Below are 25844 nucleotides of genomic sequence, written 5' to 3'. Positions count from 1 at the left end.
TCCATTCCGGCCGACCGTTCTGTCCGGCCACCGGGATCGCGGGGGAGTCCGACCGGGTCGTGATCCGCAGCAAAACAGGGGGAAAGCGCTGATGACCCAGCCACCCAGCCAGCAACCGCCGCAGGGGGGCTTCGGAGCTCCGCAGGATCCGCCGCAGGGGGCGCCTCAGGGTTCGCCGTACGGGGGAGCGCAGCCGCCGGCCCAGCCGCCGACGCCGCCCGCGCAGCCGCCGCAGATGCCGGCCCAGCCGCCGCAGATGCCGGCCCAGCCGCCGCAGGCGCCCGCGCAGCCGCCCCAGGCGCCGCCCGCGCCCGCCGCGCAGCCCGGATACGGATACCCGCAGACGCCGCCCGGCGGTCAGCCCGGATACGGCTACCCGCAGGCACCCGGCCAGGCGCCGGGACCGTACGGTCAGCAGCCGGGACCGTACAACCAGGCGCCGGGACCGTACCAGCAGCAGCCGGGTCCGTACGGTCAGCAGCCGGGCCCGTACAACCCTCAGCCCGGATACGGCTATCCCTCCCAGCCCGGTGCGCCCACCGCCCCCTACGGCGGCCACCCGGGCGGCCCCGGCGGCCCCGGCGGGAAGAACTTCCTTAAGGGGAAGCCCGGAGTCATCGTCGCGGCGGCCGTCGCCGGACTGCTGGTGGTCGGCGGCGGTACGTGGTTCGCCCTCAGCGGTGACGACGGCGGCCAGGGGAAGAACCCGGTCGCGAACAAGAGCGAGGGCGCGAAGCCCGACGACTCCTCCGGCTCGGGCTCCGACGGCGACGTCGACACGGGCGACGGCAGCGGCAGCGGCCGGGAGGCGGACGACGACCTCAACGCCGGGCGCAAGGACGGCGAGTCCAAGATCGCCTGGCTCCAGACCAACGACGTGGACCTGCCGCGCAACGGCTCCGACGTGTACGGCCCGTGGCTCGTCGGCGACACCGTCGTCAAGGCCATGTACAAGTCGGTCGTCGGCTACTCCGCGAGCGACGGCAAGAAGAAGTGGACGATCCCGACCAGCGCCCCCGTGTGCGCCGCGCCCCACTCGGCGACGGACGACGGCAAGATCGTCATCGCCTTCGAGGACTCCAACACCGAGAAGTCGAAGTGCACACAGCTCCAGATGATCGACCTCACCACCGGCAAGGCCGGCTGGAAGAAGACGGTCGCCCAGCACGGGACCTGGGACTTCGTCAGTGAACTGACGCTGGCCATCAGCGGGGACACCGTCGCCGTAGGCCGCTCCAGCAACTCCGACGGCTACCGCGTCAGCGACGGCAAGGAGCTCTTCGGCAAGCAGGACGGCGACTGCCAGCCCGAGTCGTTCGCCGGCGGCGCCAAGCTGATCGCCGGCATGGACTGCGGCCTGGAGGACAAGCGGGTCTCGGAGCTGGACCCGGCCACCGGCAAGGCCAAGTGGTCGTACCGGCTCACGAAGGGCTGGGACCTCCAGAAGGTCTACTCCCTCGACCCGCTCGTCATCTCGGTGGAGAACAGCGACGAGAAGACCTGGAGCATCCTCGGGCTCACCGCGAACGGCACCCTGCGCTCGCAGCTCGACGGCGGCAAGGACAAGTTCCAGCCGAACTGCGGTGGCAGCTTCATCGTCTTCGGCCAGAACCTGGAGGGCTGCGTCGGGGTCGCCGCGGACGCGAGCAGCTTCTACATCGCGACCGCGCCCGACTCGGGCTCCAGCTCGCGTACCAACGAGGTCATCGCCTTCAACCTGGACACCGGGAAGCCCAAGTGGCGCTCCAAGGCGCCCGAGGGCCGGACGATGACGCCGCTGCGCATGGAGGGCGGCAAGGTCCTCCTCTACATGGACGCCTCGTACGACACGGGCGGCGCGGTCGCGACGATCGAGCCGACCGGCGGCGACCCGAAGACGATCCAGCAGCACCCGGCCTCGACGTCCCAGATCGAGAGCTCCTTCTACTCGGCGAAGTACCTCTATGCGGACGGCCGGTTCTATCTGACCAGCGGCCGCGTCAGCGCGAGCAACGACGAAGAGGAACTGCAGACGAAGACGATGATGGCCTTCGGCGACTGACGTCACGCGTCGCGTCCCCGCTCCGTCTTCCTCTTCTCTTCTCCTCACTTCCTCTCCCTTCCGACTTTTCCGAGGTACGTACGCTCATGACGCAGCCACCGCCGCCGCCCAACCAGCCACCCAGCCAGCCGCCGACGCCGCCGGGCCAGCCGCCGCAGGGCGGATTCGGCGCCCCGCAGGAACCGCCCGCGGGCGGGTTCGGGGCCCCGCAGGACCCGCCGCCCGGTGGTTTCGGAGCGCCGACGCCGCCGCCACAGGACCCGGCGTACGGGTATCCGCAGACGCCGCCCCAGACGCCCCCGCCCCCGCCCCCGCAGGGGTACGGCTACCCGGGGCAGCCGCAAGGCCCGTACGCCCAGCAGGCTCCGTACGGGCAGCAAGCCCCCTACGCCCAGCAGGGTCCGTACGGGCAGCAAGGTCCGTACGGGGCCCCCGGCATGCCCGGTGGGCCGGGCGGCCCCGCCGCGCCCGGGGGCGGCAGGAAGCCGAACCGGCAGCTGCAGATCATCGTCGCCGCGGCCGTCGCCGTCGTGCTGATCATCGGCGGCGGCATCTGGTTCGCGTCCTCCGGCGGTGAGTCCGACAACGACGCCAAGGGCGGCTCGTCCGGCTCCACCGAGGGCGGCACCGGGGGCGGCAAGGGTGTCGAGGGCGGCGGCTCGGAGAAGGCGTCGTCCAACACCAAGTCCACGGTCGGCTACCAGATCCCGCTGCCCAAGGTCACCGACATCACCGATGTCACCGGCTCCTGGCTCACCGACACCGCCTATGTGAAGACGGGCCTCAACCAGATCGTCGGGTACGACCGCGACAAGGGCACCCAGCTCTGGACGATCCCGCTGGCCGGCCAGGTATGCGCGGCGACCAAGCACGTCACGGACGAGAAGCTGACCGCGATCGCGTTCGAGCCCGCCAAGCGCACCAGCAGCAAGGACTACCAGCAGTGCACCGAGGTCGGCGTGATCGACCTGGCGGCCGGCAAGCTGGTCTGGAGCAAGTCTGTCCAGGGGTCCAACTCCGGTGACGATAAGGTGCGTTTCAGCGAGATCACCCTCAGCGGAGACACGGTCGCGGCGGGCGGCACGGACGGTGGCGCGGCGTTCGCCGTCGCCGACGGCAAGGTCCGCTGGAAGCCCGAGGTGAGCGCCGAGGGCTGCTACGACATGGGGTACGGCGGCGGCGAGGGGCTGGTCGCGGCCCGCAAGTGCGGTTCGTACGACGACCCGCAGGTCTCGATCCAGAACGTGAACCCGCTCACGGGCGCCGTGATCTCGACGTTCAAGATGCCCGCCGGCGTCAGTTACGCGGGCATCATCTCCACCAAGCCGCTCGTCGTCGCGGCCGACGTCGGTGACACCGCGACCGGCGGCAGCAGCATCTCGGACTTCTTCTCGATCGACGAGAAGACCGGCAAGCTGCGCGCCAAGTTCCCCGCGGGGAACATGGCGGCGGAGTGCGGCGCCACCGAGGTCGAGAAGTGCCAGCACCTCGCGGTCGGCAACGACCGGCTCTACCTGCCGACCGAGGAGCACGACGCGCCCGGCGAGGACTACGGCGACACGAACGAGATCATCTCGTACGACCTCGCCACCGGGAAGACCACGTCGGACCGGGCCGACGCGGGCGGCACGTACACGATCTCCCCGCTGCGCATGGACGGCAACAACATCATCGCCTACAAGCGGCCCCCGTACGACAAGGGCGGCGAGATCGTCTCCATCGACGGCGGCAGCTTCAAGCAGACGGTGCTGATGCAGAACCCGTCCGACGAGTCGGTCCGTGACGCGGAGACCGGCTTCAGCGAGGACTACTCGGAGGTCCTCTACGGCGACGGCCGGCTGTTCATCTCGGACGTCATGCTGAGCGAGCCGTCGACCGCGAGCAGCCGCAAGGAATACCTCGCGGTGATGTTCTCGGTGCATTGACGGGTGCACTGACGGGTGCCCTGACCGGGCGCTGACGGGATGCGCCGATCGGGCGTTCACGGCCCGCGTCGTACGACATGATGAGCGGCCCCGCCGGATGACGGCGGGGCCGCTCACGCATGATCGGAGAGTGATCCTTTCGCGTCCCCGGAACGGCCGAATGTGCGGTCAACTTGCCCTGAACGGGACGAATTTCGCTGATCCGGGGGGCTTCTGACCGGTAAGGGGCGCGCGATGTCGAACAAGCGTGTAGCTTGCCGGGTCAGAGGCCGGGGGGCCAGGGACCAGCGGGGATGGGGGTTGCTCGATGGGCGTGCGGCTCATGGTGGTCGACGATCACAGATTGCTTGCCGAGGCGCTCGCCTCCGCACTGAAGCTGCGCGGGCACCGGGTGCTCGCGGCGGCGGCGCCGACCGCGGGCGTGGCGGAGCTGGTGGTGAGCAGGGCGCCGGAAGTGTGCCTGATGGGTACGGCGGCACCGGCGGAGCCGGGCGCGTTCGACCCGATCGTACGGATCAAGCGGGAGCGCCCGCAGGTGGCGGTCGTGGTGCTGGGCCCGGTGCCCAGCCCGCGCGGCATCGCGGCGGCGTTCGCGGCCGGCGCGTCCGGCTACGTACGGCACGACGAGCGCATCGAGGGCGTCGAGCGGGCCATGGTCAAGGCACGGGCGGGGGAGGCGGCGGTCGCGCCGCAGCTCCTCCAGGGCGCGTTCACGGAACTGCTCAACCCGGCGGCCCAGCCGGACGACGAGGGCCAGCGGCTGCTGCGGATGCTCACCCCGCGCGAGATCGAGGTCCTCGTCCGGGTCGCGGAGGGCGAGGACACCCGGCTGATCGCGGCGGGCATGGGCATAGCGCCGAGCACGGCCAGGACCCATGTGCAGCGCGTCCTGATGAAACTGGGCGTCGGCTCCCGCCTGGAGGCCGCGGCGCTGGCGGCCCGCACGGGCCTCCTGGACCGCGCCGCCGTACTGACGACACGCCCCCGGACCCCGACGGACCCGGAACCGGGCCGGACCGGGTGAGGGCCGGGCCCGGAAGTTTGCCCGGCGGGCTACTTGTTGAGGTCCAGGACGGTGACGCGCAGGCCCTCGTAGTTCTCGGGGGCGACTGTGGCGACGATCGCGCCGGCCGGGCGGTCGGCTGTCGGCGTGGCCGTGACCGCGGCGTGCGCGATGCCGATCGGCACGCCCGTCCGGGCCAGTTCGGCGACCTGGAGACTTCCGGGGAAGTCCAGGTCGACGGTGTGTAACGCGTCCAGAGAGCCGGCGTGGACCCCGACCCCCTCCCGTTTGCGATCGGCTTCGAGGAGGCAGAGCGTGGGGACGAGGAGGCGTACATCGGGGTTGCGGTAACCGCGCATGACGAGGGTCGAGGCGGGCCTGTTCCCACCGCCCAGGGCCAGCAGGGTCGGATCGTCGAGGATGAGGTGCTGAAGGCTCACGCGGCGTCCTGGATCTCGTTCGTTCCGGCGGTCCCGGCCGCGCCGTCGGTGCTGGCTGCTCCGTTGGCTCCGGCTGCTCCGTTGGTCCCTGCCCCGCCGTTGGCCCCGGCCGCTCCGGCGGGCTCGGTGGCCTCCGCCGTTCCGCCGGCGTACGCGCGGTGGAAGGCCGCGTCGATCTTCCGCTGCATCGCGGTCTCGTCGGCGTCGCCGACCAGCACTCCGAAGTGTTCGGAGAGGTACTGCCGCGCCTCCGCGGCCCTCTCCTCCCGTTCCTCGGGCGTCAGAGTGGACTCCGCGAACTCCTGGAGCAGGGCCCTGATGGAGAGGGAGCGGGACTCCGCCAGTACGGCGAGGCGGTCGCGGACGGTGTCGGGGACACGGATCATCACGTCTTTTGCGTCTTTCACGCGACCAGGATACGTCGCGTATACGCCCCGTAACGTTCCTTCTTCGCTTCCGATCCGAACTCTTCCCTCTCGATCTCAAAGCCCTTCCCTCTTGACCTCGACTGTCGATTTGTGATTTATTGTGTTCGCTTTTGTTTGATTGGAGCGCGAGGGAGTCCCGTAGTGAAGAAGACGTCGACCCGACTCGCCGACGGGCGCGAGATCGTCTATTACGACTCCCGGGACGACGCCGTCCGCGACGCCCCCGACCGCCGTCCGCTCGGCCCCGTCGCCACCACCTCCGAGATACGCCACGACCCCCTCCTCGGCGACTCCGTCGCCATCGCCTCGCACCGGCAGGGCCGTACGTACCACCCGCCCGCCGACGAGTGCCCCCTCTGCCCGTCCCGGGACGGCCGGCTCAGCGAGATCCCCGAGCCGGAGTACGACGTCGCCGTCTTCGAGAACCGCTTCCCGTCCCTCGCCGGGGACTCCGGGCGGTGCGAGGTCGTCTGCTTCACCTCCGACCACGACGCGTCCTTCGCCGACCTCAGCGACGAACAGGCCGCCCTCGTCCTGGAGGCCTGGACCGACCGCACCGCCGAGCTGGCCGAACTCCCGCAGGTCGAGCAGGTCTTCGCGTTCGAGAACCGCGGCGCCGAGATCGGGGTGACGCTCGCCCATCCGCACGGGCAGATCTACGCGTACCCCTTCGTCACCCCGCGCTCCGCGCTGATGCTCCGCTCCGTGGCCGCGCACCGCGAGGCGACGGGCCGCAACCTCTTCGACGACCTCGTGGCGAAGGAGGTCGCGGACGGGGCCAGGATCGTGCTCGACGGCGAACACTGGGTCGCGTTCGTGCCGTACGCCGCGCACTGGCCGTACGAGATCCACCTCCACCCCAAGCGGCGCGTCCCCGACCTGCGGGGGCTCGACGACGCGGCGCGCACAGAATTCCCACAGATCTATCTGGAACTCTTGAGGCGCTTCGACCGGATCTTCGGCGAAGGTGAACCGCCCACGCCGTACATCGCCGCCTGGCACCAGGCCCCCTTCCGGGCCGCCGGACGGGACGACTTCGCGCTTCACCTTGAGCTTTTCACCATCCGCCGCACTTCCGGCAAGCTGAAATTCCTCGCGGGTTCCGAATCCGGCATGAGTGTGTTCATCAACGATGTGCCGCCGGAGGCCGCGGCCGAGCGACTGCGAGAGGTAGCAAGCGAGTGAGCGCGAAGAAGTACCTGGTCACGGGCGGTGCGGGATATGTCGGCAGCGTGGTCGCCGCACATCTGCTGGAGGCGGGGCACGCGGTGACCGTGCTCGACGACCTCTCCACCGGCTTCCGCGCCGGGGTCCCGGAGGGCGCCGAGTTCATCGAGGGCCGCATCCAGGACGCTGCCCGGTGGCTCGACTCCTCGTACGACGCCGTGCTCCACTTCGCCGCGTCCTCGCAGGTCGGCGAGTCCGTCGCCAAGCCCGAGAAGTACTGGGAGAACAACGTCGGCGGCTCCATGGCGCTGCTCTCCGCCATGCGCTCCGCCGGCGTGCGCAAGCTGGTCTTCTCCTCCACCGCCGCGACCTACGGCGAGCCCGTCTCCACGCCCATCACGGAGACCGACCCGACCGCCCCCACCAGCCCGTACGGCGCCACGAAGCTCGCCGTCGACCACATGATCGGCGCCGAGTGCACCGCGCACGGCCTCGCGGCGGTCTCCCTGCGCTACTTCAACGTCGCCGGCGCGTACGCCGCGCGCTCCGGCGTGACGGCGGGCGAGCGCCACGACCCCGAGTCGCACCTCATCCCGCTCGTCCTCCAGGTCGCCCTCGGCACCCGCCCGTCGATCTCCGTCTACGGCGACGACTACCCGACGCCGGACGGCACCTGCGTACGCGACTACATTCACGTCGCGGACCTCGCCGAGGCCCACCTGCGCGCGCTCGACGCCGCCACCGGTGGCGAGCACCTGATCTGCAACCTCGGCAACGGCAACGGCTTCTCGGTCCGCGAGGTCATCGAGACCGTACGCAAGGTCACCGGCCACCCGATCCCCGAGGTCATGGCCGCGCGCCGGGACGGCGACCCGGCCGTCCTCGTCGCCTCCGCCGAGACCGCGCACCGCCGCCTGGGCTGGGCCCCGAGCCGCGCCGACCTGGCGGGCATCGTCGCGGACGCGTGGGCGTTCGCGCGCCCCGAGCACTGACGAGCACCAGGGCTTCCACGAGCCCGCACGAGCGAAGGAGAACCAGGGTGAGCGAGAGCGGCACCAACGTCGGCGGAGCGGCCGAGGCCACGGACGCGACCACGGACACGGACGCGACCATGAGTACGGACGAGGCCGGCGCGAGGGTGGCCGAGCAGTTCCGGCAGCTCTACGGCGCCGCCCCCGACGGCGTCTGGGCCGCCCCGGGACGGGTCAACCTGATCGGCGAGCACACGGACTACAACGACGGCTTCGTCATGCCGCTGGCCCTGCCGCACCGGGCCGTCGCCGCCGTGTCCCGCCGGACCGACCACGTCCTGCGCGTGCACTCCGCCGACATCCCCGGCGGCATCGTCCAGCTCGACGCCGCCGCTCTCGTCCCGCTCTCCGACACCGGCTGGGCCGCCTACCCCGCGGGCGTCGTCTGGGCGCTCCGCGAGGCGGGCCACCCCGTCGCCGGCGCCGACATCCACCTCGCCTCGACCGTCCCGACCGGCGCCGGGCTCTCCTCCTCCGCCGCGCTGGAGGTCGTCACCGCGCTCGCCCTGAACGACCTGTACGAACTGGGCCTGACCGCGACCGAACTGGCCGTCCTCGCACAGCGCGCCGAGAACGACTTCGTCGGCGTGCCGTGCGGCGTCATGGACCAGATGGCCTCGGCCTGCTGCGCCGAGGGGCACGCCCTCCACCTGGACACCCGTGACCTGACCCAGCGCCAGGTGCCGTTCGACCTCGCCGCGAAGGGGCTGCGGCTGCTCGTCGTGGACACCCGGGTCCAGCACGAACTGGGCGACGGCGCGTACGCCGAGCGGCGCGCCGGGTGCGAGGCGGGCGCGCGGGCGCTCGGGGTGCCCGCGCTGCGGGACATCGCGTACGCGGAACTGCCCGCCGCCCTCGACCGGTTGGCGGCGCTGGGCGAGAGCGGGACCGTACGCGCGTACACCCGCCATGTCGTGACCGAGAACCACCGGGTCGAGCGGGTCATCGCCCTGCTCGACGCGGGCGACGTCCGCGCGGTGGGCCCGGTGCTCACCGAGGGGCACGCCTCGCTCCGCGACGACCTGCGGGTCTCCTGCGTGGAGCTGGACCTGGTGGTCAGCTCGGCGACGGCGGCCGGCGCGCTCGGCGCCCGGATGACGGGCGGCGGCTTCGGCGGCTCGGCGATCGTCCTGGTCGAGGAGGACGCGGCCGACGCGGTGGCGAAGTCGGTCACCGAGGCGTTCGCGGCGGCGGGGTACGCGGCGCCGCGCGTCTTCCCGGCGATCCCGTCGCGCGGCGCGCACCGCGGGTGACCCGGCTGGAACGGCCGCTCGGTCACCCGCCGCGCGATCGATCGTCCACCGAACAACAGGCGTCGATATTTGTCGACTTCTGACTCGATACGAAACTTCAGTCTCACCGTAAACAACGAGGCCGACGAGTTCTGTGAAATTCCTTCCCCTCCTGGCCGACGCCCGTACGCTGATGCACATAGCGCCGGTGGGGGCCGGTGCTGATCAGGGGTGGAGACAAGCGGGTACGACGCCCGGGGTGGGGTATCAGTCAACACGTGGCGGCGGCCGCGTCATTGACGCATCCTCGTACGCCGGGCGCCGTGCCCGCACCGTCCGCTCCCCACCTTGAGGGGGTGTCCATGGTACGTATCCGGGTTCTGGTGGTGGACGACCACCGCATTTTCGCGGAGTCGCTGGCAGCCGCGCTCGCGGCCGAGCCGGATGTCGACGTCGCGGCGGCAGGCAGCGGTCCGGCGGCGATGCGCTGTCTCGACCGCGCGGCGGCGGAGGGGCGCACATTCGACGTGATGCTGGTCGACGCCGATCTCGGCGCCGCGACGGGCGGGATCGTCCCGGCCGGAGGTGGCGCGCGGGCCGGCGGCCTCGCGAACGGCGCGGCGGGCGGCCACCTGAACGGTCACGGGCCCGGCGGGCCCGTCCAGTTGCCTGCGGCGACCGCTCTGCCCGCCCTGCCGGCGCCGGTCGCGCGCGCCGTACCGGACCACGGGGAGAGCGCGCCCGTCGACGGCATCTCCCTGGTCGCCGGGGTCCGTTCGGGCCAGCCGTCCGTCCGTACGGTCGTACTCGCCGAGAAGGACGACCCGCGCCGCGCCGCACTGGCGCTCCAGGCGGGTGCCTCCGGCTGGGTCGCGAAGGACTGCTCGCTGCAGCGCCTGCTCACGGTCGTCCGGGGGGTCCTGCGTGACGAGACGCATCTGCCGCCCGCGCTGCTCACGGGCGTCCTGCGGGAGCTGACGGCCGCGCGCAAGCACCGTACGGAGAGCGAGCGCCTGGTCGAGTCGCTGACCCCGCGCGAACGCGAGGTGCTGCGCTGCATGGTCGCGGGCCTGGGGCGCAAGGCCGTCGCGGAGCGCCTCTTCCTCTCCCCGCACACGGTACGTACGCACATGCAGAACGTGCTGGGGAAGCTGGGCGTGCACTCCACCCTGGCGGCGGTGGCGCTGGCCCGCAGGGCGGGGGTCGGCCCGGTCGACCTGGTGCCGCGCCAGATCACCTCGGCGGGCTGACGAGACGGATCGGCGCGCGTACCCCCTTACCGGAGGCGCGTACTCCCCGGCTAGCCGGGGACGTTGTCGAACGGGGCGGTCAACTGGCGGAGCAGCCGCGCCAGTTCGCCCCGTTGCGCGCCGGACAGCTCGGCGAGGATCGCGCGCTCCTGGGCGAGCAGCCCGGCGAGCGCCTGATCCGCGCGGTCCCGCCCCTCGGCGGTGAGCCGGACCAGCACCCCGCGCCGGTCGCTGGGGTCGGGCAACCGCTCGACCAGGCCCTTCTTCGTCAGCCGGTCGATCCGGTTGGTCATGGTGCCCGAGGTGACCAGCGTCTGGGTCAGCAGCTGACCGGGGGAGAGCTGGTACGGGTCGCCGGCGCGGCGCAGCGAGGTCAGCACGTCGAACTCCCACGGCTCCAGGCCGTGCTCGGAGAACGCGATCCGGCGCGCGCGGTCCAGATGCCGGGCCAGCCTGCTCACGCGGCTGAGCACCTCCAGCGGCTCCACGTCGAGGTCGGGGCGCTCTCGGCGCCATGCCGCCACCAATCGGTCGACCTCATCCTCCATGCCGATCAGTGTAGAGGGTCCCTCGACATGAAGTCTCTTGACGTCAAGAGATCTGAGGGTGCAGGCTGGAAAAGACCCACAGGGCCCCGGCGCCCACAACCCCACAGTGTCCGAAGCACCCACACTCCGAAGCACCCACGGCGCCTGAAGCACCCACGGCGTCCGAAACGCCCGCAGGTCCTGTCCGCCGCCGCCCGCTCCGCACCAGCGAGGGAACACCGCCATGCCGTCGCCGTCCTCATCTCCCGCGTACCCCGTGCCTCCCGCCCCGGCCTGGGACCCGGCCCAGTACCTCAGGCACGCGGGCCACCGCACCCGTCCCTTCCTGGATCTGCTGGCCCGCGTCCCCGACCTACCCGGCGGTCCCGGCGGCGTCCCCCGGATCGCCGACCTCGGCTGCGGCGCGGGCAACGTCACCGCGCTCCTCGCCGACCGCTGGCCCACGGCCCGCATCACCGGTTACGACAACTCGCCCGCGATGCTGGCCCGCGCGACCGAGGAGTACGCGGGCCCCACCCCCGGCGGCGGCACCCTGGACTTCCGGCCCGGCGACGCGGCGCACTGGACGCCCGGCGAACCGTACGGCCTGATCGTCTCCAACGCCGCCCTCCAGTGGGTCCCGAACCACCCCGACTCCTTCGCGCCCTGGATCGACTCGCTCGCCCCCGGCGGCACCTTCGCCTTCCAGGTCCCCGGCAACTTCACGGCCCCCAGCCACACCCTCCTCGCCGACCTGCGCGCCACCCCCCGCTGGCGGGACCTTCCGGACCTTTCCGCTCCCGGTGTCCGCACCCCCGAGGAGTACCTCACCCGTCTCATGGACCTCGGCTGCGAGACGGACGTCTGGGAGACGACCTACCTCCAGCTCCTCCCCGGCGAGGACCCGGTCCTCGACTGGGTCAAGGGCACCACCCTGCGCCCGGTCCTCACCGCACTCGACGACGACCCGGCGGCGACCGAGGAGTTCACCACGGCCTACCGGGACCTCCTCCGTACCGCCTACCCCCGGGGCCCCCACGGCACGGTCTTCCCCTTCCGCCGCATCTTCGCGGTCGCCCGCAAGGCGGCGTGAACGGGATGCTGACACCACCCTCCTGACGTCACCCTTTCCGGTGATCGACACGGCTTCCGGTGCGGTGGGAAGGCCGGGGCTCGTAGCGTCCGGGTGTCGCTTGTGCCGTGGTGGTGCCTGCGCCCACACTTAGGAGGAGGTGCTTCACGATGACCGCTCTCGCGTACGAGGTGATTCCGGTGACGGACGACACGCAGACTTCGGTGCCGGTCTCCGACCTGGACGAGTTCCTGTGGCAGACGTGGAAGGCCATGGAACTCCCCGAGGGCTACCGCGCCGAGATCATCGAGGGGTCCATCGAAGTGTCGCCGACCGGTCGCCGCCGTCATGGCGTGCTCATCAACCGCCTCCGCCAGGCGCTGGAGTTTCATCTGAAGGGCAGCGACTTCGCTCCCTATCAGGACATCAACGTGTTGCACCGTCGGAAGGTCTGGATTCCGGACCTCGTCGTCGGCCCGCTCGACCTGGACGAGATCCCCGATGAGGAAGATCTCGGCGTGGATGCCGCAGGGGTCGCCCTGGTGGTCGAGGTCGTCTCCCCAGGGCACCAGAACACCGCCCGCGACCGGGACCGCAAGCGCCGCGAGTACGCCCGCGCGGGCATCCCGCTCTACGTGCTCATCGACGACCACGACGGCGACGGAACGGTGGTCGTCCTGACGGCCCCCAACCCCGGGAAGGCCACCTACGCCGACGAGCACCGCGTCCCCTACGGCACGGACGCGGTCATTCCGGACGGCCCCGCCAAGGGCTTCGCCATCGGCGAGGAGATCACCCGGGCGTAACGGCCCGAGGGCCCGCCCCGAGAGCACGGGGCAGCCCGAAAACGCGTGGCACACAAGAACGAGCGCCCCATAAGTTGGGCGCTCGTGACTGCCGACCCGGAACGTTCGCCCCACAGCTCTGGTACAGGCGGTGGCGGTCACGCTGGCGATCGCCGGGACACTTCCCGCGACGCCCGCGTACACCGCCGCGTCGGCCATGGTCCTCGCGGCCGTCGGCATGGGCGTGTACGCTCCCAGCCTCACCGTACTGTCCCTCACCCACAGCCCACCCGGCCGACAGGGCCATGCCAGTAGCGCGATGCAGACCGGCGCCGCCTTCGGACTCCTGCTCGCGCCGTGCGCCCTGGCCGTCCCGCTCGCCGCCCGTACCGCTCCGAGATGACTACGAGCGCGGCCCTGCGTCCAGGAAGCGCCGGAGGGAGCCCGCCATAGCGGTGACGAAGGCGTTGCGGACCCGGTCGTCGACGAGGTCGAGGGAGAGGTACGGGTTCAGGTCCTCCAGCTCGACCAGGAGAAGACGGTCGTCCGGGGTGCGGCAGGCGTCCACCCGCTGGATGCCGTGGTCGAGTGTGTTCCAGTCGATGAAGCTCCGGGCGAAGACCAGATCGGCCTCCGTGGGGGCGTAGGGCTCAAGGAGCCAGCGCCGCTCGGGGTCGGGGGCGTGCAGCGCGTACTGGAAGGCGTCGTCGATGTAGTAGAAGGAGACCTCGTACCGGAAGTCGACGCGCGGCTGGACCAGAATGTCGCCGTAGGCGAGACCGTCGAGTTCGTCCCGGGACACGAAACGGAGCCCGATGGAGTCGGCCCCGGCCTTCGGCTTGACCGCGTACTGCTCGGCGGTGGGCAGCAGGCCCAGGTCGTCGGCCCGGTCGACGGTGGGGATGACCGGGTGACCGGCCGCGCTCAGGTCCAGCAGATACTGCTTGCCCGCCATGTCGGCCCGGCCGTCCAGCGGGTTGTAGACCCGGGCGCCCTGTGCCACGGCCCGTGCCCGGAAGGCGTCGTACGCGCCGCGGTAGTTCAGCACCGGCCCGGTGTTGCGGACGACCGCCGCGTCGAAGCGGTCCAGCAGAGACGCCGCGTCCAGCGGATGGCACACGGCGATGTCGAAGTCCGCGCGAAGCCGCGAGGCCAGGAAGACATCCTCATCGCCGTAGCGGGGCCGCCCCGCGGCCCGGTAGCCGAGATCGGTCACGTAGAGAAGGCTGGGGCGGGCGGACACGTGCCTCTCCTCTGTCGGCGAGCGCCCATCCTGTCAGATGAGAGGACGGAACGGACCTGGTGTCCCGACCGTTCGGCCCGGCCCGGCCTCATCTCAATCCTCCGGCCCGTACCCCGACAGCCCGAGCCGGACGCCCCCGCTCTCGGCGATGAGCAACACCTCGCGCAGCGAGTCGGTCAGCTCGACCGCCAGTTCGTCGGGCTCTGTGGCGGCCGTGTCCTCCCACCCGGGCTTCGCGAGTACGTCCAGCGCGTGCGCGTGCAGCGCGTGGGCCGCGCCGAGTCGGGCCGCCTCGATCCGGTCGGCCAACCGGGATACGCGGCCGGTGCCGTCGGAGGCGAGGTAGCAGGGCCGGCCCTCGTCATCGGTCCAGGGCAACAGGCGTAGGGGGCGTCCGGCGTGCTTCATCGCGGCGCCTCCGGGACGCGGACGTGACGGGACATGTCCTCAACTCCCTCTCTGGGCGAACCAAGTTGATGGGAAGCATGTCATTGAAGTTCAATGAATGGACTACATTGGCTGTGGATTCACTCATGCGAGTGGCCACTCGAATTTGTCGAACGGTGTCACCTGACGCCCCTCTACTCTCCAGGCGTTGAGCACCACGACTCCGAGAGGTGGCAAGAATGACCGCGACCCTGACCGGCCCGGCAGGCCGCATGCAGATCGCACGAGGGCTGATCGCGCTGCGAGAGCGCTGCGGTCTGACACAGGCGCATGTCGCGGAGCGGGCCGGCGTGAGCAAAGCAACGGTCAGCAGGTACGAGACCTGGCAGGACCGTGCGCGTATCCGATGGGCCACCGTCCGCGCCATCGCGGACGCCTGCGACGCCACCTCCGCCGAGCGGGACGCGCTGATACTGCTCGCGAAGTCCCAGGCCGACGGCTGGTGGGTCGGCAACAGGGCTGTGCCGGAATGGATGGATCCGCTGGTCTCGTTCGAGCAGGAGGCGCAGTACGAGTACGTGTACGCAAGTACCGTGATTCCCGGGCTGTTGCAGACTAGGGAGTACGCCCTGGCCGTTCACCAGGCACGCGAAGTCCGCAGTTCGAACGCGGAGATCGACCGTATGGTGGATGCGCGGATGCGGCGGCAGGGTGTTCTCGATCAGGCGACCCCACTTCATCTGTGGGCCGTACTGGACGAGTCCGTGCTACGCCGGACCGTCGGCGACGCCGCGGTGATGGCACGTCAACTGGAGCATCTTCAGGAAGCGGCCAAGAAACCCACGGTGGACATCCAGATTTTGCCGTTCAGCGCGGGCGCGCACGCGGCCGGGGCGGGCAACTTCCTCATCCTGGGCCGTGAGGACGAACGGAACCCGCTCAACTCGATGGCCGTGGTCTACATCGAGTTGCGTCGGCGCGGTCTGTATCTCGATGACGCCGAGGATGTCGGTGCCTACAAGTTGACGTTCGACTACCTTCGTTCTCAGGCGGCCGACGCGTCCACGTCGCAGAGGCTGCTCGCCGGAGCGAGACAGGAGCTGTCCTCATGAGCGACCGTGTGATTCCCGTTGGTGGACCGAGCGAGACGCTGTGGTTCAAAAGCAGCTACAGCGGCGGCGAAGGAAACGAATGCGTAGAGGTGGCCGACCTCCGTCCAACGGTCGCGATACGGGACTCGAAGCTCGCGCATGGCCCCGTACTGGCCGTCCCTGCGACCGCGTTCACCGCGTTCCTCGGCGGCCTGCGGGGCGGCGCCCCGGACCGCACCCGCTGACCCTTTTTCCCTGCGGGGACAGGGCCGTGCGGCTCGCGAGGTGCCCCGCTATCGGTGCGTGCCCAGCAGCGCCGCGAAGTCGTCGTAGGCGATGGCGTGGTGCACCGCGACGTCCCGCATCTGAACGCGGCGCAGGACCTCCACCGGGTCCGTGATGGTCTCGACGCCGAGGAGGATGTCGGCCTCGTCGAAGCGGAGCAGGGCCACCATGCGTGAGTCGAAGATCCAGAAGTCCTCGGCGGGCAGCCGCAGCCGTTCGGCGTCGGCCCGCCACAGATTACGCATGTCCTCGCCGGTGGCCGCGTTGCGGCGTGCGTTGTCGAGCAGGTAGAGCTGTCCGGTCGTCGGCGGGGCATCCACAATACGGACGCGGCCGACGCGCTTGCCCCGCGACGTCTGGTGACGCATGTTCGTGCACCACGCACTGTCGAGGTCCCATTGAACGGTGCCTGTCTCGATGAACTCGCGGTAGGTCTCGTCGTCGCGATCGGAGGCGTAGCCGCATCGGGTTTCGAGCCGCCACGCGGAGTGCTCGAACGTCTTGAAGAGGGCAACGAACTCGTCCGGGCTGATCATCGTGGACACGTGGCCGATCTCCTTCTCTACGGCAAGGGCGAGCGAGGGCGTGACGCGCGCTATCGCGCATCGAGCGCCCGGGACGCTCGCGTGATGATGCGATGCGCGTCGCCGCCGTACACCGCGGACTCGCTCAGCGCGTCCCACACCTTGAGGTACGTGGCGACGCCGGCACTGTCGTCCACCCACAGTTCCGCGTGCCAGTCCTCCGTGATCACCAACCGGTCATCGAAGATCCAGAAGCCGTTCGCGGGCGGGATCCTGAGCGCGGCTTTGAAGGGGACAATCCCCAACTCCACCGTGTCCATCCCGATCACTCCAGTCAGCCTGTCGAGCTGAGCCGCGAGTACGGAAGGCGGGCAGAGGCGGGCGTGCAGTACCGCTTCCCACATGATGACGCGGTACGTGTTCCCCGTCTCGTAGAGACCGGCCTGCCGTTTCATACGGGCCCGGACCGCGGCTTCCGTATCGCGCGGGGACTGGTGCAGGTCCGCGTAGCGGCTGAAGATGTGCCGGGCGTAGTCGGCGGTCTGGAGGGAACCCACGATCATCGCCGCCTCCCAAGCGCGGAAGGTCCGGGTCCGGTCGAACTCGGCGTTGATGTTCTCCTGGACGGACTGGTGGCCATGGGCGAGCTGCCGTCGCCACGAACGGACGTGGGACTCGAGACCCGCCAGACGGGCGGTCAGCTCCTCGGCCACATGAGGGTGGTCCGTCGCCGCCGCCCACTGTCGCAACTCCTCCGCTGTCGCGGTCTGCTTGCCGTTCTCCAGTTTGCTGACCTTGGACTGCGTCCAGCCGAGCAGCCGGGCGAGTTGTGCCCCGGTGAGTGACTTCGCCATGCGCAGCTCACGGAGCCTCATACCGAGGGCCACACGTGCTTGCTGGTAGTCGCTCACCGGTTCACGGTACCTACTCCGGCGCCGGGTTGTCCCTCCCGGCTTCCTGGTAGGGAACGGCGTAATGCCAAGCGGCGTCGCGCGCCTTGGCGTACCGGTTGACCGCGGCTGGTTCCGTGATCAGCTCGACATCTACCAGGTTGTCGTCACTGTCGAAGTTGAGCAGAGCGACCAGCCGGGAGTCGAAGATCCAGAAGTCCTCTTCGGGGAGGCGCAGCCCGTCGGCCTCGCCGCGCGTCAGCGTGTGGATGACCTCGCCCACCGCGCTGTTCCGGCGGGCGTTGTCCAGGAGGTACAACTGCCCCGTGGTCGGCGGGGCGTCCAAGATCCGTACCCGTTCGAACCGCTTACCGAGGGCGACTTGCTCTCGCCGCTCGGCGCACCATTCCGCGTCGACGCCCTCCCACAGCACCGGTTCGTCCCGGGTGAACTGCGCGTAGGTCTCCGTGAGTTCGTCCGATGCGTACCGGCGGCGTGTCTCCAGTCGCCATGCCGTGTGTTTGAAGGCTGTGAAGAGCCGGGCGAATTCGGCAAGGCCGATGACGTGCGGTACGCGGTCCTTTGGGCCGAAGTCCACAAGGATCTCGCGCGGTACAACGACTGCTGTCTCCCCCGGAGACAGGTGCTGGAGTTGGGTGAGGTCCTCGGGGTCGGTCAGCGGCCGGCCATGCACGATGGCCTCTCCCGTATCGAGGTCCTCATGGACGGCGGGACATCCGTTGACCCCGGATCCCGTTCCGTTGAAGCGCAGACGTCGCGCCATGATCCGTGTCCTCTCGCGTGCGGACTGTGATCAACCAGCATGACGGGGTCCGTACGTCCCCACCAGAGAATCCAGTCCCCGGTGTGAGAATGACAGCGAATAACCTCGCCAAGCGTGTGAATATTCGAGAATAAGTCGTGAGGTTACCGACGCGGCGTCCCTAATGTCTCGTCCATGGCTACGACGCGTAAGCCCCCGATCGGGGCCACCACCGCGGCGCTCGAACGACTCGGCACCGCCCTCACCGCCGCGGGGATCGTCTTGCCCTCCCTGGGCATCGACCACAGTTCGCCCCACCTGGCACTCATCGAACTCGGCCGCGTGCGCGCCGACGTGGCCGACCGGCTCGCGGAGGCGATCAGCCGGGGCCTGGCCGGGGGGAGCGGGGAGGCGTGACTGACCTGCCACCGCCCGGTATCGGGACCTGGGTGGTGGACACCCGGTGGGACCGGCTCGGACTGGTGATGGGGCAGGTGGGGCCCTGCGTACAGCTCAGGCCCCCGCAGGGCGGGCGCGAGTGGGACGCCGACCCCGCCCATGTCCGGCCGGCCACCCGCGCCGAGGAATTACGGGCCCGAGTGTCCGAGCGTAACCACAGGACCCGTCTGTGAAGGGAGCGCGCCGGGCGGGCGTCGCCGTCGAACGACCGGGACTCACCGAACCAGAGACGAATCGAGCCAGCCGCATGCCCCTGTTACGTCCGACCTTCGCATGGCTGGAGATCACAGGCCTCTGCAACGAGAAGTGCCGTCACTGCTACGCCGGCTCGTCCCCGCAGGGCGATCACGGCACCATGACCGACGACGACTGGCGCCGCGTCATCCGTGAACTGAAGGGCCTGGGCGTCAGGAACGTACAGTTCATCGGGGGAGAGCCCACCCTGCACCCGGCACTGCCCGGACTGATCCGGTACGCGCTGGCCAACGGCATGCTCATCGAAGTGTTCTCCAACCTGACGCACCTCACGGAGGCCGTCTGGAACGCCCTTCGACTCCCTGGGGTCCGGCTGGCGTTCAGCTACTACAGCGACGACCCCGCCGACCACGATGACGTGACCATGGCGCGCGGCTCCCACGCCAGAACCCGCGCCAACGTGGTGAAGGCCAGAAAACTCGGTATCCCACTGCGCGGCAGCGTCATCGGCGTACTCGAAGGCCAACGGGGCGAACAGGCGCGCGGAGATCTTCTGCGGCTGGGGATCCGGGATGTGCGCCAGGACCGCATCCGCCCCTTCGGCCGGGGCGCCGACGGCAAGGATCCCCGCATGGACAAGCTGTGTGGGCGGTGCGGCAGGGGCAAATTCGCGATCGGTCCGGACGGTGAGGTCTGGCCGTGCGTCTTTGCCCGGTGGATGGCTCTGGGCAACGTACATGAGCAGAGCCTCGAAGAGATCTACGCGGGCGTTCCCATGCGCGCGGCCCGTGCGGAACTTCAGGCCCTGTTCCCGGGCGCCGGTGTTTCGATGGCTCCTACGTGCCTGCCGGACTGCACCCCGTCGTTCGAGTCGTGCAGCCCACAGACGGCATGCGCTCCCGACGCGGCCTGCGGACCCACGAACAGTGACGGCGGGGACAGCGGAGGCGGGGAGCAGGCATGGACGAAACCCCGTGAAGCCATCGGCGCGCCGGAGCGTTCCGTTCGCTACTACAACCCTGGAGTCTCCGATACCGACTGCTGAACCGGGAACTTCTTCCCTTTTGGGCTGATCACGAGCCGTCGCCGGTAGCGTGGTCGGTCCGGTCCGGATCGCGAGCACGGAGTTCCCATGATGAGCGATGTCCTCTATCTGGCGCGCCGTGACGCCTACGCCGCGTTCCTCACCGCGGCGGACGCCGAATCCCACGTCGCCTGGCACCGCGCCGAGGGGCGATACGCCGATGACGCGGAGGCCGTCGCCGCGGTGGACCTCGCGTACGCGGCCACACGCGCCGCCTTCAACCTCATCGACGTGGAAGGGGTCGGCCCGGTCAAGGAGGCGCGGGCCGTGCTGGCGCGCCTGGCGGTGCTGAGCAGCGACGGAAACCCGAACCCGGAGTGGAAGGACTTCAAGGCGGCACGCGAGTCGTTCGTCCAGGCGGCGTCCGCGTATCTGCGGGGCGGGCAGCGGGGACGCGGCTGAGGCGTTCCGGCCCCTGGGAGCCCGCGCTCAGCGGGGGCCCAATGCCTCCATCGTGATGTCGATGTCGACGGTGAACGGGACGCCGGTCTTGAGGCGGTCGTGATGGATCCCCGTCAGCGCGTACGCTTTTGTCACCGGGTCCAGCTCGTAGACCCGTACGAGCGGGTGCTCGTCCGCGCCGGTCTTCTCCACCAACCAGAAATGGGGAATACCGGCCGCCGCGTACTTCCGCGGCTTGGCATCGCGATCACGGGCCTCGGAGTCCGGAGAGACGACTTCAATGGCCAGGAGGACATCTGTTACCTGGTAGCTGGTCTGGTCCCAGCCGGTGACGGCCTCGGCGCGGACGACGGACAAATCGGGTTCGGGCCCGTTGCGGCGATCGATGATCACGGTCATTTCTCGTTCGACCACGACGTCCGGTGGCGCGATTGCGCGAAGACTCATCAGCAGCAGTTCGATCATTCGAGCGTGGAAACGACGCTGCGGACTCACGAAGACAAGGCTCCCGTCGATCAACTCGGTGTGAGGCGGGAGTCCCGGCAGGGTGAACAGATCGTCCACGGTGTAGCCGTCCTGAGGGGGCACAGGCCACTGGTGTGCGGCCTTGACTGGCTCGGCGGTCATGATTCCTCCCATGGACGGAATAATGGTCCTGCTTTTCCACCGTAGCGGCGCAGTCGGATTGATGTCATCACAATGAGTGACTGCTCCTGTGAAGCTGACACCAAGGGCCCTCCGATCAGATCTTTCGCCTGCCTATCAGCTTCGGCTTCGGCTCCAGGTTCTCCAGGCCGTGCCACGCCAGGTTCACCAGGTGCGCCGCCACCTCCGACTTCTTCGGGCGGCGCGCGTCCACCCACCACTGGCCCGTCAGGGCCACCATGCCGACCAGGGCCTGCGCGTACAGCGGGGCCAGCTTCGGGTCGAAGTGGCGGTTCTTGAACTCCGTGCCGAGGATGTCCTCGACCTGCGTGGCGATGTCGCTGATCAGCGACGCGAACGTGCCCGTCGACTGGGCGACCGGCGAGTCGCGGACCAGGATGCGGAAGCCGTCCGTGTACGTCTCGATGTAGTCGAGCAGTGCGAACGCCGCCTGCTCCAGCAGCTCCCGCGGATGGCCGGCGGTCAGGGCGCTCGTGACCATGTCCAGGAGCTGGCGCATCTCGCGGTCCACGACCACCGCGTACAGGCCTTCCTTGCCGCCGAAGTGCTCGTAGACGACGGGCTTGGAGACCCCGGCCTTCGCCGCGATCTCCTCCACCGACGTCGCCTCGAAGCCCTTCTCCGCGAAGACCGTCCGGCCGATGTCGAGAAGCTGCTCACGCCGTTCCGCGCCGGTCATCCGGACCCGGCGGGTCCGCCGGCCCGTCGCGGGACGGGACTTCTCCGTGCTGGACTGCTTGCTCGTACCGCCGTCGATCGCCACGGTGCCCATCATGCCTTGGCGGGTGCGCTCTTGCGGCGGGAGTCCAGACGCGAGGCGCTCGGCCAGCGGGCGTCGCTCGCCCAGCCCAGCACCTCGAACCAGCGGATCAGCCGCGCGCTCGAATCGAGCTGCCCCCGCTCCACGCCGTGCCGGGCGCTCGTCGGGTCCGCGTGGTGCAGGTTGTGCCACGACTCACCGCAGGACAGCACCGCCAGCCACCACACGTTGCCCGAACGGTCCCGCGACTTGAAAGGCCGCTTGCCGACCGCGTGGCAGATCGAGTTGATCGACCACGTGACGTGGTGCAGCAGCGCCACCCGCACCAGCGACCCCCAGAAGAACGCCGTGAACGCGCCCCACCAGGACATCGTCACCAGACCGCCCACAAGCGGCGGCACCAGCAGCGAGACAGCCGTCCACAGCGCGAACTGACGCGACACCGCCCGGATCACCGGATCCTTGATCAGATCGGGTGCGTACTTCTGCTGCGACGTCTGCTCCTCGTCGAACAGCCAGCCGATGTGCGCCCACCACAGCCCCTTCAGCAGCGCGGGCAGCGTCTCGCCGAACCGCCACGGCGAGTGCGGGTCGCCCTCCGCGTCGGAGAACTTGTGATGCTTACGGTGGTCCGCCACCCAGCGGACCAGCGGCCCCTCCACGGCCAGCGACCCCGCCACCGCGAGCACGATCCGCAGCGGGCGCTTCGCCTTGAACGCGCCGTGGGTGAAGTAGCGGTGGTAGCCGATCGTCACCCCATGGCAGCCGATGTAGTACATCGCCACCATCAGGCCCAGATCCAGCCAGCTCACACCACCCCACGACCAGGCCAGCGGCACCGCCGCCAGCAGGGCCAGGAACGGCACCACGATGAAGAGCAGCAGCGCGAACTGCTCAAGAGAGCCCTTGCTCTCCCCGCCGATCGTGGCGGAAGGTAGTGGAGTGGATCCGGAGGGTGACGGCTGAGGGGAATCGTTCATCACGTCGGGAGGCGTGGACATGGGGATCCCTGGGGTGAGGTGGGGAGGCGGGGGGAGGTGGGGGGGAATCGGACAGAAGGTCGGATACAGGTGCGTAACCTACGGCAACGTAAGTATGGCAGTGCCGAACCACGAGGCAAGAGGGCTGTGGATAACGTCAGGCGAAGGCCACCTATCCTTGGACCGTCGGACAGCGCGGTCCGCAAAGTCTCCAGAACCCCTCCAGACGTGCTCAAACACTGCAAGGAGCCGCACCTGTGAGCAGTGCCGACCAGACCCCAACCGCCAGCGCGGAGCTCCGCTCAGACATCCGCCGTCTTGGTGACCTCCTGGGCGAGACCCTCGTACGGCAGGAAGGCCCGGAGCTCCTTGAGCTCGTCGAACGGGTCCGCGCCCTCACGCGCGAGAACGGTGAAGCCGCCGCCGAGCTTCTCGGGGACACCGATCTGGAAACCGCGGGCAAGCTGGTCCGCGCCTTCTCCACCTACTTCCATCTCGCCAACGTCACCGAGCAGGTCCACCGCGGCCGCGAGCTGCGCGAGCGCCGCGCCGCCGAGGGCGGCCTCCTCTCCCGCACCGCCGACCGGCTCAAGGACGCCGACCCCGACCACCTCCGCGAGACCGTCAAGAACCTCAACGTACGGCCCGTCTTCACCGCGCACCCCACCGAAGCCGCCCGCCGCTCCGTACTCAACAAGCTCCGCCGCATCGCCGAGCTCCTCGACGCCCCCGCGCTCGCCTCCGACCGGCGCCGCCACGACCTGCGGCTCGCCGAGTCCATCGACCTGATCTGGCAGACCGACGAGCTGCGCGTCGTACGGCCCGAACCCGCCGACGAAGCCCGCAACGCCATTTACTACCTGGACGAACTGCACGTCGGCGCCGTCGGCGACGTACTCGAAGACCTCGTCGCCGAACTCGAACGCGTCGGCGTCGAGCTGCCCCCCGGCACCCGCCCCCTCACCTTCGGCACCTGGATCGGCGGCGACCGCGACGGCAACCCCAACGTCACCCCCGAGGTCACCCGCGAAGTCCTGATCCTCCAGCACGAGCACGGCATCACCGACGCCCTCGAACTCGTCGACCAGCTCCGCGGCCAGCTCTCCAACTCCATCCGCTACACCGGCGCCACCGACGAGCTCCTCGACTCCCTCCAGAACGACCTCGTCCGGCTCCCCGAGATCAGCCCCCGCTACAAGCGCCTCAACGCCGAAGAGCCCTACCGCCTCAAGGCCACCTGCATCCGGCAGAAGCTCGTCAACACCCGCGAGCGCCTCGCCAGGAACATCCCCCACGAGAACGGCCGCGACTACCTCGGCACCGCCGAACTCCTCGACGACCTCACCCTCATCCAGACCTCCCTGCGCGAACACCGCGGCGGCCTCTTCGCCGACGGCCGCATGGACCGCACCATCCGCACCCTCGCCGCCTTCGGCCTCCAGCTCGCCACCATGGACGTACGGGAACACGCCGACGCCCACCACCACGCGCTCGGCCAGCTCTTCGACCGCCTCGGCGAGGAATCCTGGCGGTACGTCGACATGCCGCGCGAATACCGGCAGAAGCTCCTCGCCAAGGAACTCCGCTCCCGCCGCCCCCTCGCCCCCACCCCGGCCCCGCTCGACGCCGCCGGCGAGAAGACCCTCGGCGTCTTCCACACCGTCCGCCAGGCCTTCGAACGCTTCGGGCCCGAAGTCATCGAGTCCTACATCATCTCCATGTGCCAGGGAGCCGACGACGTCTTCGCCGCCGCCGTCCTCGCCCGTGAGGCCGGACTCCTCGACCTCCACGGCGGCTGGGCCAAGATCGGCATCGTGCCGCTCCTCGAAACCACCGACGAGCTGCGCGCCGCCGACATCATCCTCGACGAGATGCTCGCCGACCCCTCCTACCGGCGCCTCGTCTCTCTGCGCGGCGACGTCCAGGAGGTCATGCTCGGCTACTCCGACTCCTCCAAGTTCGGCGGCATCACCACCTCACAGTGGGAGATCCACCGCGCCCAGCGCCGCCTCCGCGACGTCGCCCACCGGCACGGCGTACGGCTGCGCCTCTTCCACGGCCGCGGCGGCACCGTCGGCCGCGGCGGCGGCCCCTCCCACGACGCGATCCTCGCCCAGCCCTGGGGCACCCTCGAAGGCGAGATCAAGGTCACCGAACAGGGCGAGGTCATCTCCGACAAGTACCTCATCCCCTCCCTCGCCAGGGAGAACCTGGAACTGACCGTCGCCGCCACCCTCCAGGCGTCCGCCCTGCACACCGCGCCCCGCCAGTCCGACGAAGCCCTGGCCCGCTGGGACTCCGCCATGGACATCGTCTCGGACGCCGCGCACGGCGCGTACCGCACCCTCGTCGAGGACCCCGACCTCCCCGCGTACTTCTTCGCCTCCACCCCCGTCGACCAGCTCGCCGACCTCCACCTCGGCTCCCGCCCCTCCCGGCGGCCCGACTCCGGCGCCGGCCTCGACGGCCTGCGCGCCATCCCGTGGGTCTTCGGCTGGACCCAGTCACGGCAGATCGTGCCCGGCTGGTTCGGCGTCGGCTCCGGCCTCAAGGCGCTGCGCGCGGCCGGCCCCGACACCGTCCTCGACGAGATGCACGAACACTGGCACTTCTTCCGGAACTTCCTCTCGAACGTCGAGATGACGCTCGCCAAGACCGACCTCCGGATCGCCCGCCACTACGTCGACACCCTCGTCCCCGACCACCTCAAGCACGTCTACGAGGCGATCGAGGCCGAACACGCCCTCACCGTCCAGGAAGTCCTCCGTATCACCGGCGGCGAGAAGCTCCTCGACTCCAACCCGGTGCTCCAGCAGACGTTCGCCATCCGCGACGCCTACCTCGACCCGATCTCCTACCTCCAGGTCTCGCTGCTGGCCCGCCAGCGCGCCGCCGCCGAGCAGGGCGCGCCGCCGGACCCGCTGCTGGGCCGGGCCCTGCTGCTCACGGTCAACGGGGTCGCGGCGGGACTCCGCAACACCGGCTGACACAGCCGTACGTACGGCTGACATACGGCTGGCGTAGGGCTGACGTAGGACTGCCCCTGTACCGGATCCCCGGGATCCGGTACAGGGGCAGTCCCGTAGGGCCTGGAGCCGGGGCGCCCGACGCGGACCGCGCCCCCGCACCACACCCCCCCCAGCACGTCGCCCCCACCAGCACACCCCCCCCCCCCCCCCCGCCCCCCCCCCGACGCCGCCCGCGCCCCCCGCCC

General features: G+C 70.1%; 28 protein-coding genes. 17 read left to right on the top strand and 11 right to left on the bottom strand.

Annotated elements, in window-relative coordinates; all coding sequences use genetic code 11:
* Nucleotides 1–91 precede the first annotated feature (91 nt).
* From ACFTZC_RS02440 to ACFTZC_RS02430, 3 genes are all read left to right on the top strand, one after another.
* Nucleotides 92–2041: a PQQ-binding-like beta-propeller repeat protein gene (locus tag ACFTZC_RS02440; RefSeq protein WP_382886079.1), complete on the top strand. Its 1950-nt coding sequence runs from the start codon at nt 92–94 to the stop codon at nt 2039–2041.
* A gap of 86 nt (nt 2042–2127) precedes the next feature.
* The gene (locus ACFTZC_RS02435) at nt 2128–3966 is read left to right on the top strand and encodes a PQQ-binding-like beta-propeller repeat protein (protein WP_382886077.1); all 1839 of its coding nucleotides are present in this window, start codon (nt 2128–2130) and stop codon (nt 3964–3966) included.
* 307 nt (nt 3967–4273) lie between these two features.
* Nucleotides 4274–4990 (top strand): LuxR C-terminal-related transcriptional regulator, encoded by a 717-nt coding sequence (locus ACFTZC_RS02430; RefSeq protein WP_382886075.1) that lies wholly within the window; start codon nt 4274–4276, stop codon nt 4988–4990.
* Nucleotides 4991–5019: 29 nt separating this feature from the next.
* Here the strand turns inward: ACFTZC_RS02430 and ACFTZC_RS02425 are convergent, their stop codons facing one another.
* Both ACFTZC_RS02425 and ACFTZC_RS02420 read right to left on the bottom strand, forming a co-directional pair.
* Nucleotides 5020–5409 carry a hypothetical protein gene (locus ACFTZC_RS02425; RefSeq protein ID WP_382886073.1) on the bottom strand — a complete coding sequence of 130 codons (390 nt, stop codon included), beginning with the start codon at nt 5407–5409 and terminating at the stop codon, nt 5020–5022.
* Nucleotides 5406–5816, bottom strand: coding sequence for a hypothetical protein (locus ACFTZC_RS02420; protein WP_382886072.1), 411 nt, complete (start codon nt 5814–5816; stop codon nt 5406–5408). Before ACFTZC_RS02420 ends, ACFTZC_RS02425 begins: the two co-directional genes overlap by 4 nt.
* A 162-nt stretch (nt 5817–5978) precedes the next feature.
* On the opposite strand from ACFTZC_RS02420, the gene galT reads away from it, so the two are divergent.
* From galT to ACFTZC_RS02400, 4 genes are all read left to right on the top strand, one after another.
* Nucleotides 5979–7022 (top strand): galactose-1-phosphate uridylyltransferase, encoded by a 1044-nt coding sequence (gene galT / locus ACFTZC_RS02415; RefSeq protein ID WP_382886070.1) that lies wholly within the window; start codon nt 5979–5981, stop codon nt 7020–7022.
* Nucleotides 7019–7996, top strand: coding sequence for a UDP-glucose 4-epimerase GalE (galE, locus tag ACFTZC_RS02410; protein ID WP_382886068.1), 978 nt, complete (start codon nt 7019–7021; stop codon nt 7994–7996). The genes galT and galE overlap by 4 nt, the downstream gene beginning before the upstream one ends.
* A gap of 119 nt (nt 7997–8115) precedes the next feature.
* Complete coding sequence (galK, locus tag ACFTZC_RS02405; RefSeq protein ID WP_382886699.1) at nt 8116–9288, top strand: galactokinase; 1173 nt, start codon at nt 8116–8118, stop codon at nt 9286–9288.
* Between the two features lie 341 nt (nt 9289–9629).
* Nucleotides 9630–10517, top strand: coding sequence for a LuxR C-terminal-related transcriptional regulator (locus ACFTZC_RS02400; protein ID WP_382886697.1), 888 nt, complete (start codon nt 9630–9632; stop codon nt 10515–10517).
* 50 nt (nt 10518–10567) lie between these two features.
* On the opposite strand, the gene ACFTZC_RS02395 is transcribed toward ACFTZC_RS02400, so the two are convergent.
* Entirely contained in the window at nt 10568–11065 is a 498-nt protein-coding gene (locus ACFTZC_RS02395; protein WP_382886066.1) for a MarR family winged helix-turn-helix transcriptional regulator, read from the bottom strand.
* Between the two features lie 223 nt (nt 11066–11288).
* Here ACFTZC_RS02395 and ACFTZC_RS02390 point away from each other — a divergent pair, with 223 nt between their 5' ends.
* The 3 genes from ACFTZC_RS02390 (at nt 11289) to ACFTZC_RS02380 (ending at nt 13304) form a co-directional block, all read left to right on the top strand.
* Complete coding sequence (locus tag ACFTZC_RS02390; protein ID WP_382886065.1) at nt 11289–12137, top strand: trans-aconitate 2-methyltransferase; 849 nt, start codon at nt 11289–11291, stop codon at nt 12135–12137.
* 149 nt (nt 12138–12286) lie between these two features.
* Nucleotides 12287–12922: a Uma2 family endonuclease gene (locus tag ACFTZC_RS02385; RefSeq protein WP_382886064.1), complete on the top strand. Its 636-nt coding sequence runs from the start codon at nt 12287–12289 to the stop codon at nt 12920–12922.
* 130 nt (nt 12923–13052) lie between these two features.
* Nucleotides 13053–13304, top strand: coding sequence for a hypothetical protein (locus ACFTZC_RS02380; protein WP_382886062.1), 252 nt, complete (start codon nt 13053–13055; stop codon nt 13302–13304).
* On the opposite strand, the gene ACFTZC_RS02375 is transcribed toward ACFTZC_RS02380, so the two are convergent.
* A complete protein-coding gene (locus ACFTZC_RS02375) occupies nt 13305–14144 on the bottom strand; it encodes a hypothetical protein (protein WP_382886060.1) in 840 nt (279 codons plus the stop codon).
* A gap of 93 nt (nt 14145–14237) precedes the next feature.
* Entirely contained in the window at nt 14238–14522 is a 285-nt protein-coding gene (locus ACFTZC_RS02370; RefSeq protein WP_382886058.1) for a hypothetical protein, read from the bottom strand.
* Nucleotides 14523–14770: 248 nt separating this feature from the next.
* Here ACFTZC_RS02370 and ACFTZC_RS02365 point away from each other — a divergent pair, with 248 nt between their 5' ends.
* Nucleotides 14771–15643, top strand: coding sequence for a helix-turn-helix domain-containing protein (locus ACFTZC_RS02365; protein ID WP_382886056.1), 873 nt, complete (start codon nt 14771–14773; stop codon nt 15641–15643).
* Nucleotides 15640–15867: a DUF397 domain-containing protein gene (locus tag ACFTZC_RS02360; RefSeq protein ID WP_382886055.1), complete on the top strand. Its 228-nt coding sequence runs from the start codon at nt 15640–15642 to the stop codon at nt 15865–15867. The genes ACFTZC_RS02365 and ACFTZC_RS02360 overlap by 4 nt, the downstream gene beginning before the upstream one ends.
* A gap of 48 nt (nt 15868–15915) precedes the next feature.
* Here ACFTZC_RS02360 and ACFTZC_RS02355 read toward each other — a convergent pair whose 3' ends face one another.
* From ACFTZC_RS02355 to ACFTZC_RS02345, 3 genes are read right to left on the bottom strand one after another with little or no spacing between them, the layout of a single operon-like run.
* Nucleotides 15916–16443, bottom strand: a complete 528-nt coding sequence (locus tag ACFTZC_RS02355) for a DUF6879 family protein (RefSeq protein WP_382886695.1) — start codon at nt 16441–16443, stop codon at nt 15916–15918.
* A gap of 59 nt (nt 16444–16502) precedes the next feature.
* The gene (locus tag ACFTZC_RS02350) at nt 16503–17342 is read right to left on the bottom strand and encodes a helix-turn-helix domain-containing protein (protein ID WP_382886054.1); all 840 of its coding nucleotides are present in this window, start codon (nt 17340–17342) and stop codon (nt 16503–16505) included.
* A 13-nt stretch (nt 17343–17355) separates the two neighbouring features.
* Nucleotides 17356–18105 carry a DUF6879 family protein gene (locus ACFTZC_RS02345; RefSeq protein WP_382886053.1) on the bottom strand — a complete coding sequence of 250 codons (750 nt, stop codon included), beginning with the start codon at nt 18103–18105 and terminating at the stop codon, nt 17356–17358.
* Nucleotides 18106–18279: 174 nt separating this feature from the next.
* Between ACFTZC_RS02345 and ACFTZC_RS02340 the strand changes: the two genes are divergently transcribed.
* From ACFTZC_RS02340 to ACFTZC_RS02325, 4 genes are all read left to right on the top strand, one after another.
* Nucleotides 18280–18501 carry a hypothetical protein gene (locus tag ACFTZC_RS02340; RefSeq protein ID WP_382886052.1) on the top strand — a complete coding sequence of 74 codons (222 nt, stop codon included), beginning with the start codon at nt 18280–18282 and terminating at the stop codon, nt 18499–18501.
* Nucleotides 18498–18716: a hypothetical protein gene (locus tag ACFTZC_RS02335; RefSeq protein WP_382886050.1), complete on the top strand. Its 219-nt coding sequence runs from the start codon at nt 18498–18500 to the stop codon at nt 18714–18716. Before ACFTZC_RS02340 ends, ACFTZC_RS02335 begins: the two co-directional genes overlap by 4 nt.
* A gap of 74 nt (nt 18717–18790) precedes the next feature.
* Nucleotides 18791–19783 (top strand): radical SAM protein, encoded by a 993-nt coding sequence (locus ACFTZC_RS02330; RefSeq protein ID WP_382886048.1) that lies wholly within the window; start codon nt 18791–18793, stop codon nt 19781–19783.
* A gap of 87 nt (nt 19784–19870) precedes the next feature.
* Entirely contained in the window at nt 19871–20224 is a 354-nt protein-coding gene (locus tag ACFTZC_RS02325) for a hypothetical protein (protein WP_382886046.1), read from the top strand.
* A 27-nt stretch (nt 20225–20251) separates the two neighbouring features.
* On the opposite strand, the gene ACFTZC_RS02320 is transcribed toward ACFTZC_RS02325, so the two are convergent.
* The 3 genes from ACFTZC_RS02320 to ACFTZC_RS02310 all read right to left on the bottom strand — a co-directional run bounded on the left by ACFTZC_RS02320 (nt 20252) and on the right by ACFTZC_RS02310 (nt 22651).
* Nucleotides 20252–20851 carry a Uma2 family endonuclease gene (locus ACFTZC_RS02320; RefSeq protein WP_382886044.1) on the bottom strand — a complete coding sequence of 200 codons (600 nt, stop codon included), beginning with the start codon at nt 20849–20851 and terminating at the stop codon, nt 20252–20254.
* A 115-nt stretch (nt 20852–20966) separates the two neighbouring features.
* Nucleotides 20967–21662 carry a TetR/AcrR family transcriptional regulator gene (locus ACFTZC_RS02315; protein ID WP_382886693.1) on the bottom strand — a complete coding sequence of 232 codons (696 nt, stop codon included), beginning with the start codon at nt 21660–21662 and terminating at the stop codon, nt 20967–20969.
* Nucleotides 21662–22651 carry an acyl-CoA desaturase gene (locus ACFTZC_RS02310; RefSeq protein ID WP_382886042.1) on the bottom strand — a complete coding sequence of 330 codons (990 nt, stop codon included), beginning with the start codon at nt 22649–22651 and terminating at the stop codon, nt 21662–21664. The genes ACFTZC_RS02315 and ACFTZC_RS02310 overlap by 1 nt, the downstream gene beginning before the upstream one ends.
* Before the next feature lie 236 nt (nt 22652–22887).
* On the opposite strand from ACFTZC_RS02310, the gene ppc reads away from it, so the two are divergent.
* Nucleotides 22888–25617 carry a phosphoenolpyruvate carboxylase gene (gene ppc, locus ACFTZC_RS02305; RefSeq protein WP_382886040.1) on the top strand — a complete coding sequence of 910 codons (2730 nt, stop codon included), beginning with the start codon at nt 22888–22890 and terminating at the stop codon, nt 25615–25617.
* The last annotated feature ends 227 nt before the right edge of the window (nt 25618–25844 follow it).

Source organism: Streptomyces sp. NPDC056987 (assembly GCF_042673865.1).
Lineage (GTDB): Bacteria > Actinomycetota > Actinomycetes > Streptomycetales > Streptomycetaceae > Streptomyces.
The sequence above is the reverse complement of the archived record's forward strand: the minus strand, read 5'-3'. Positions and strand labels throughout refer to the sequence as shown.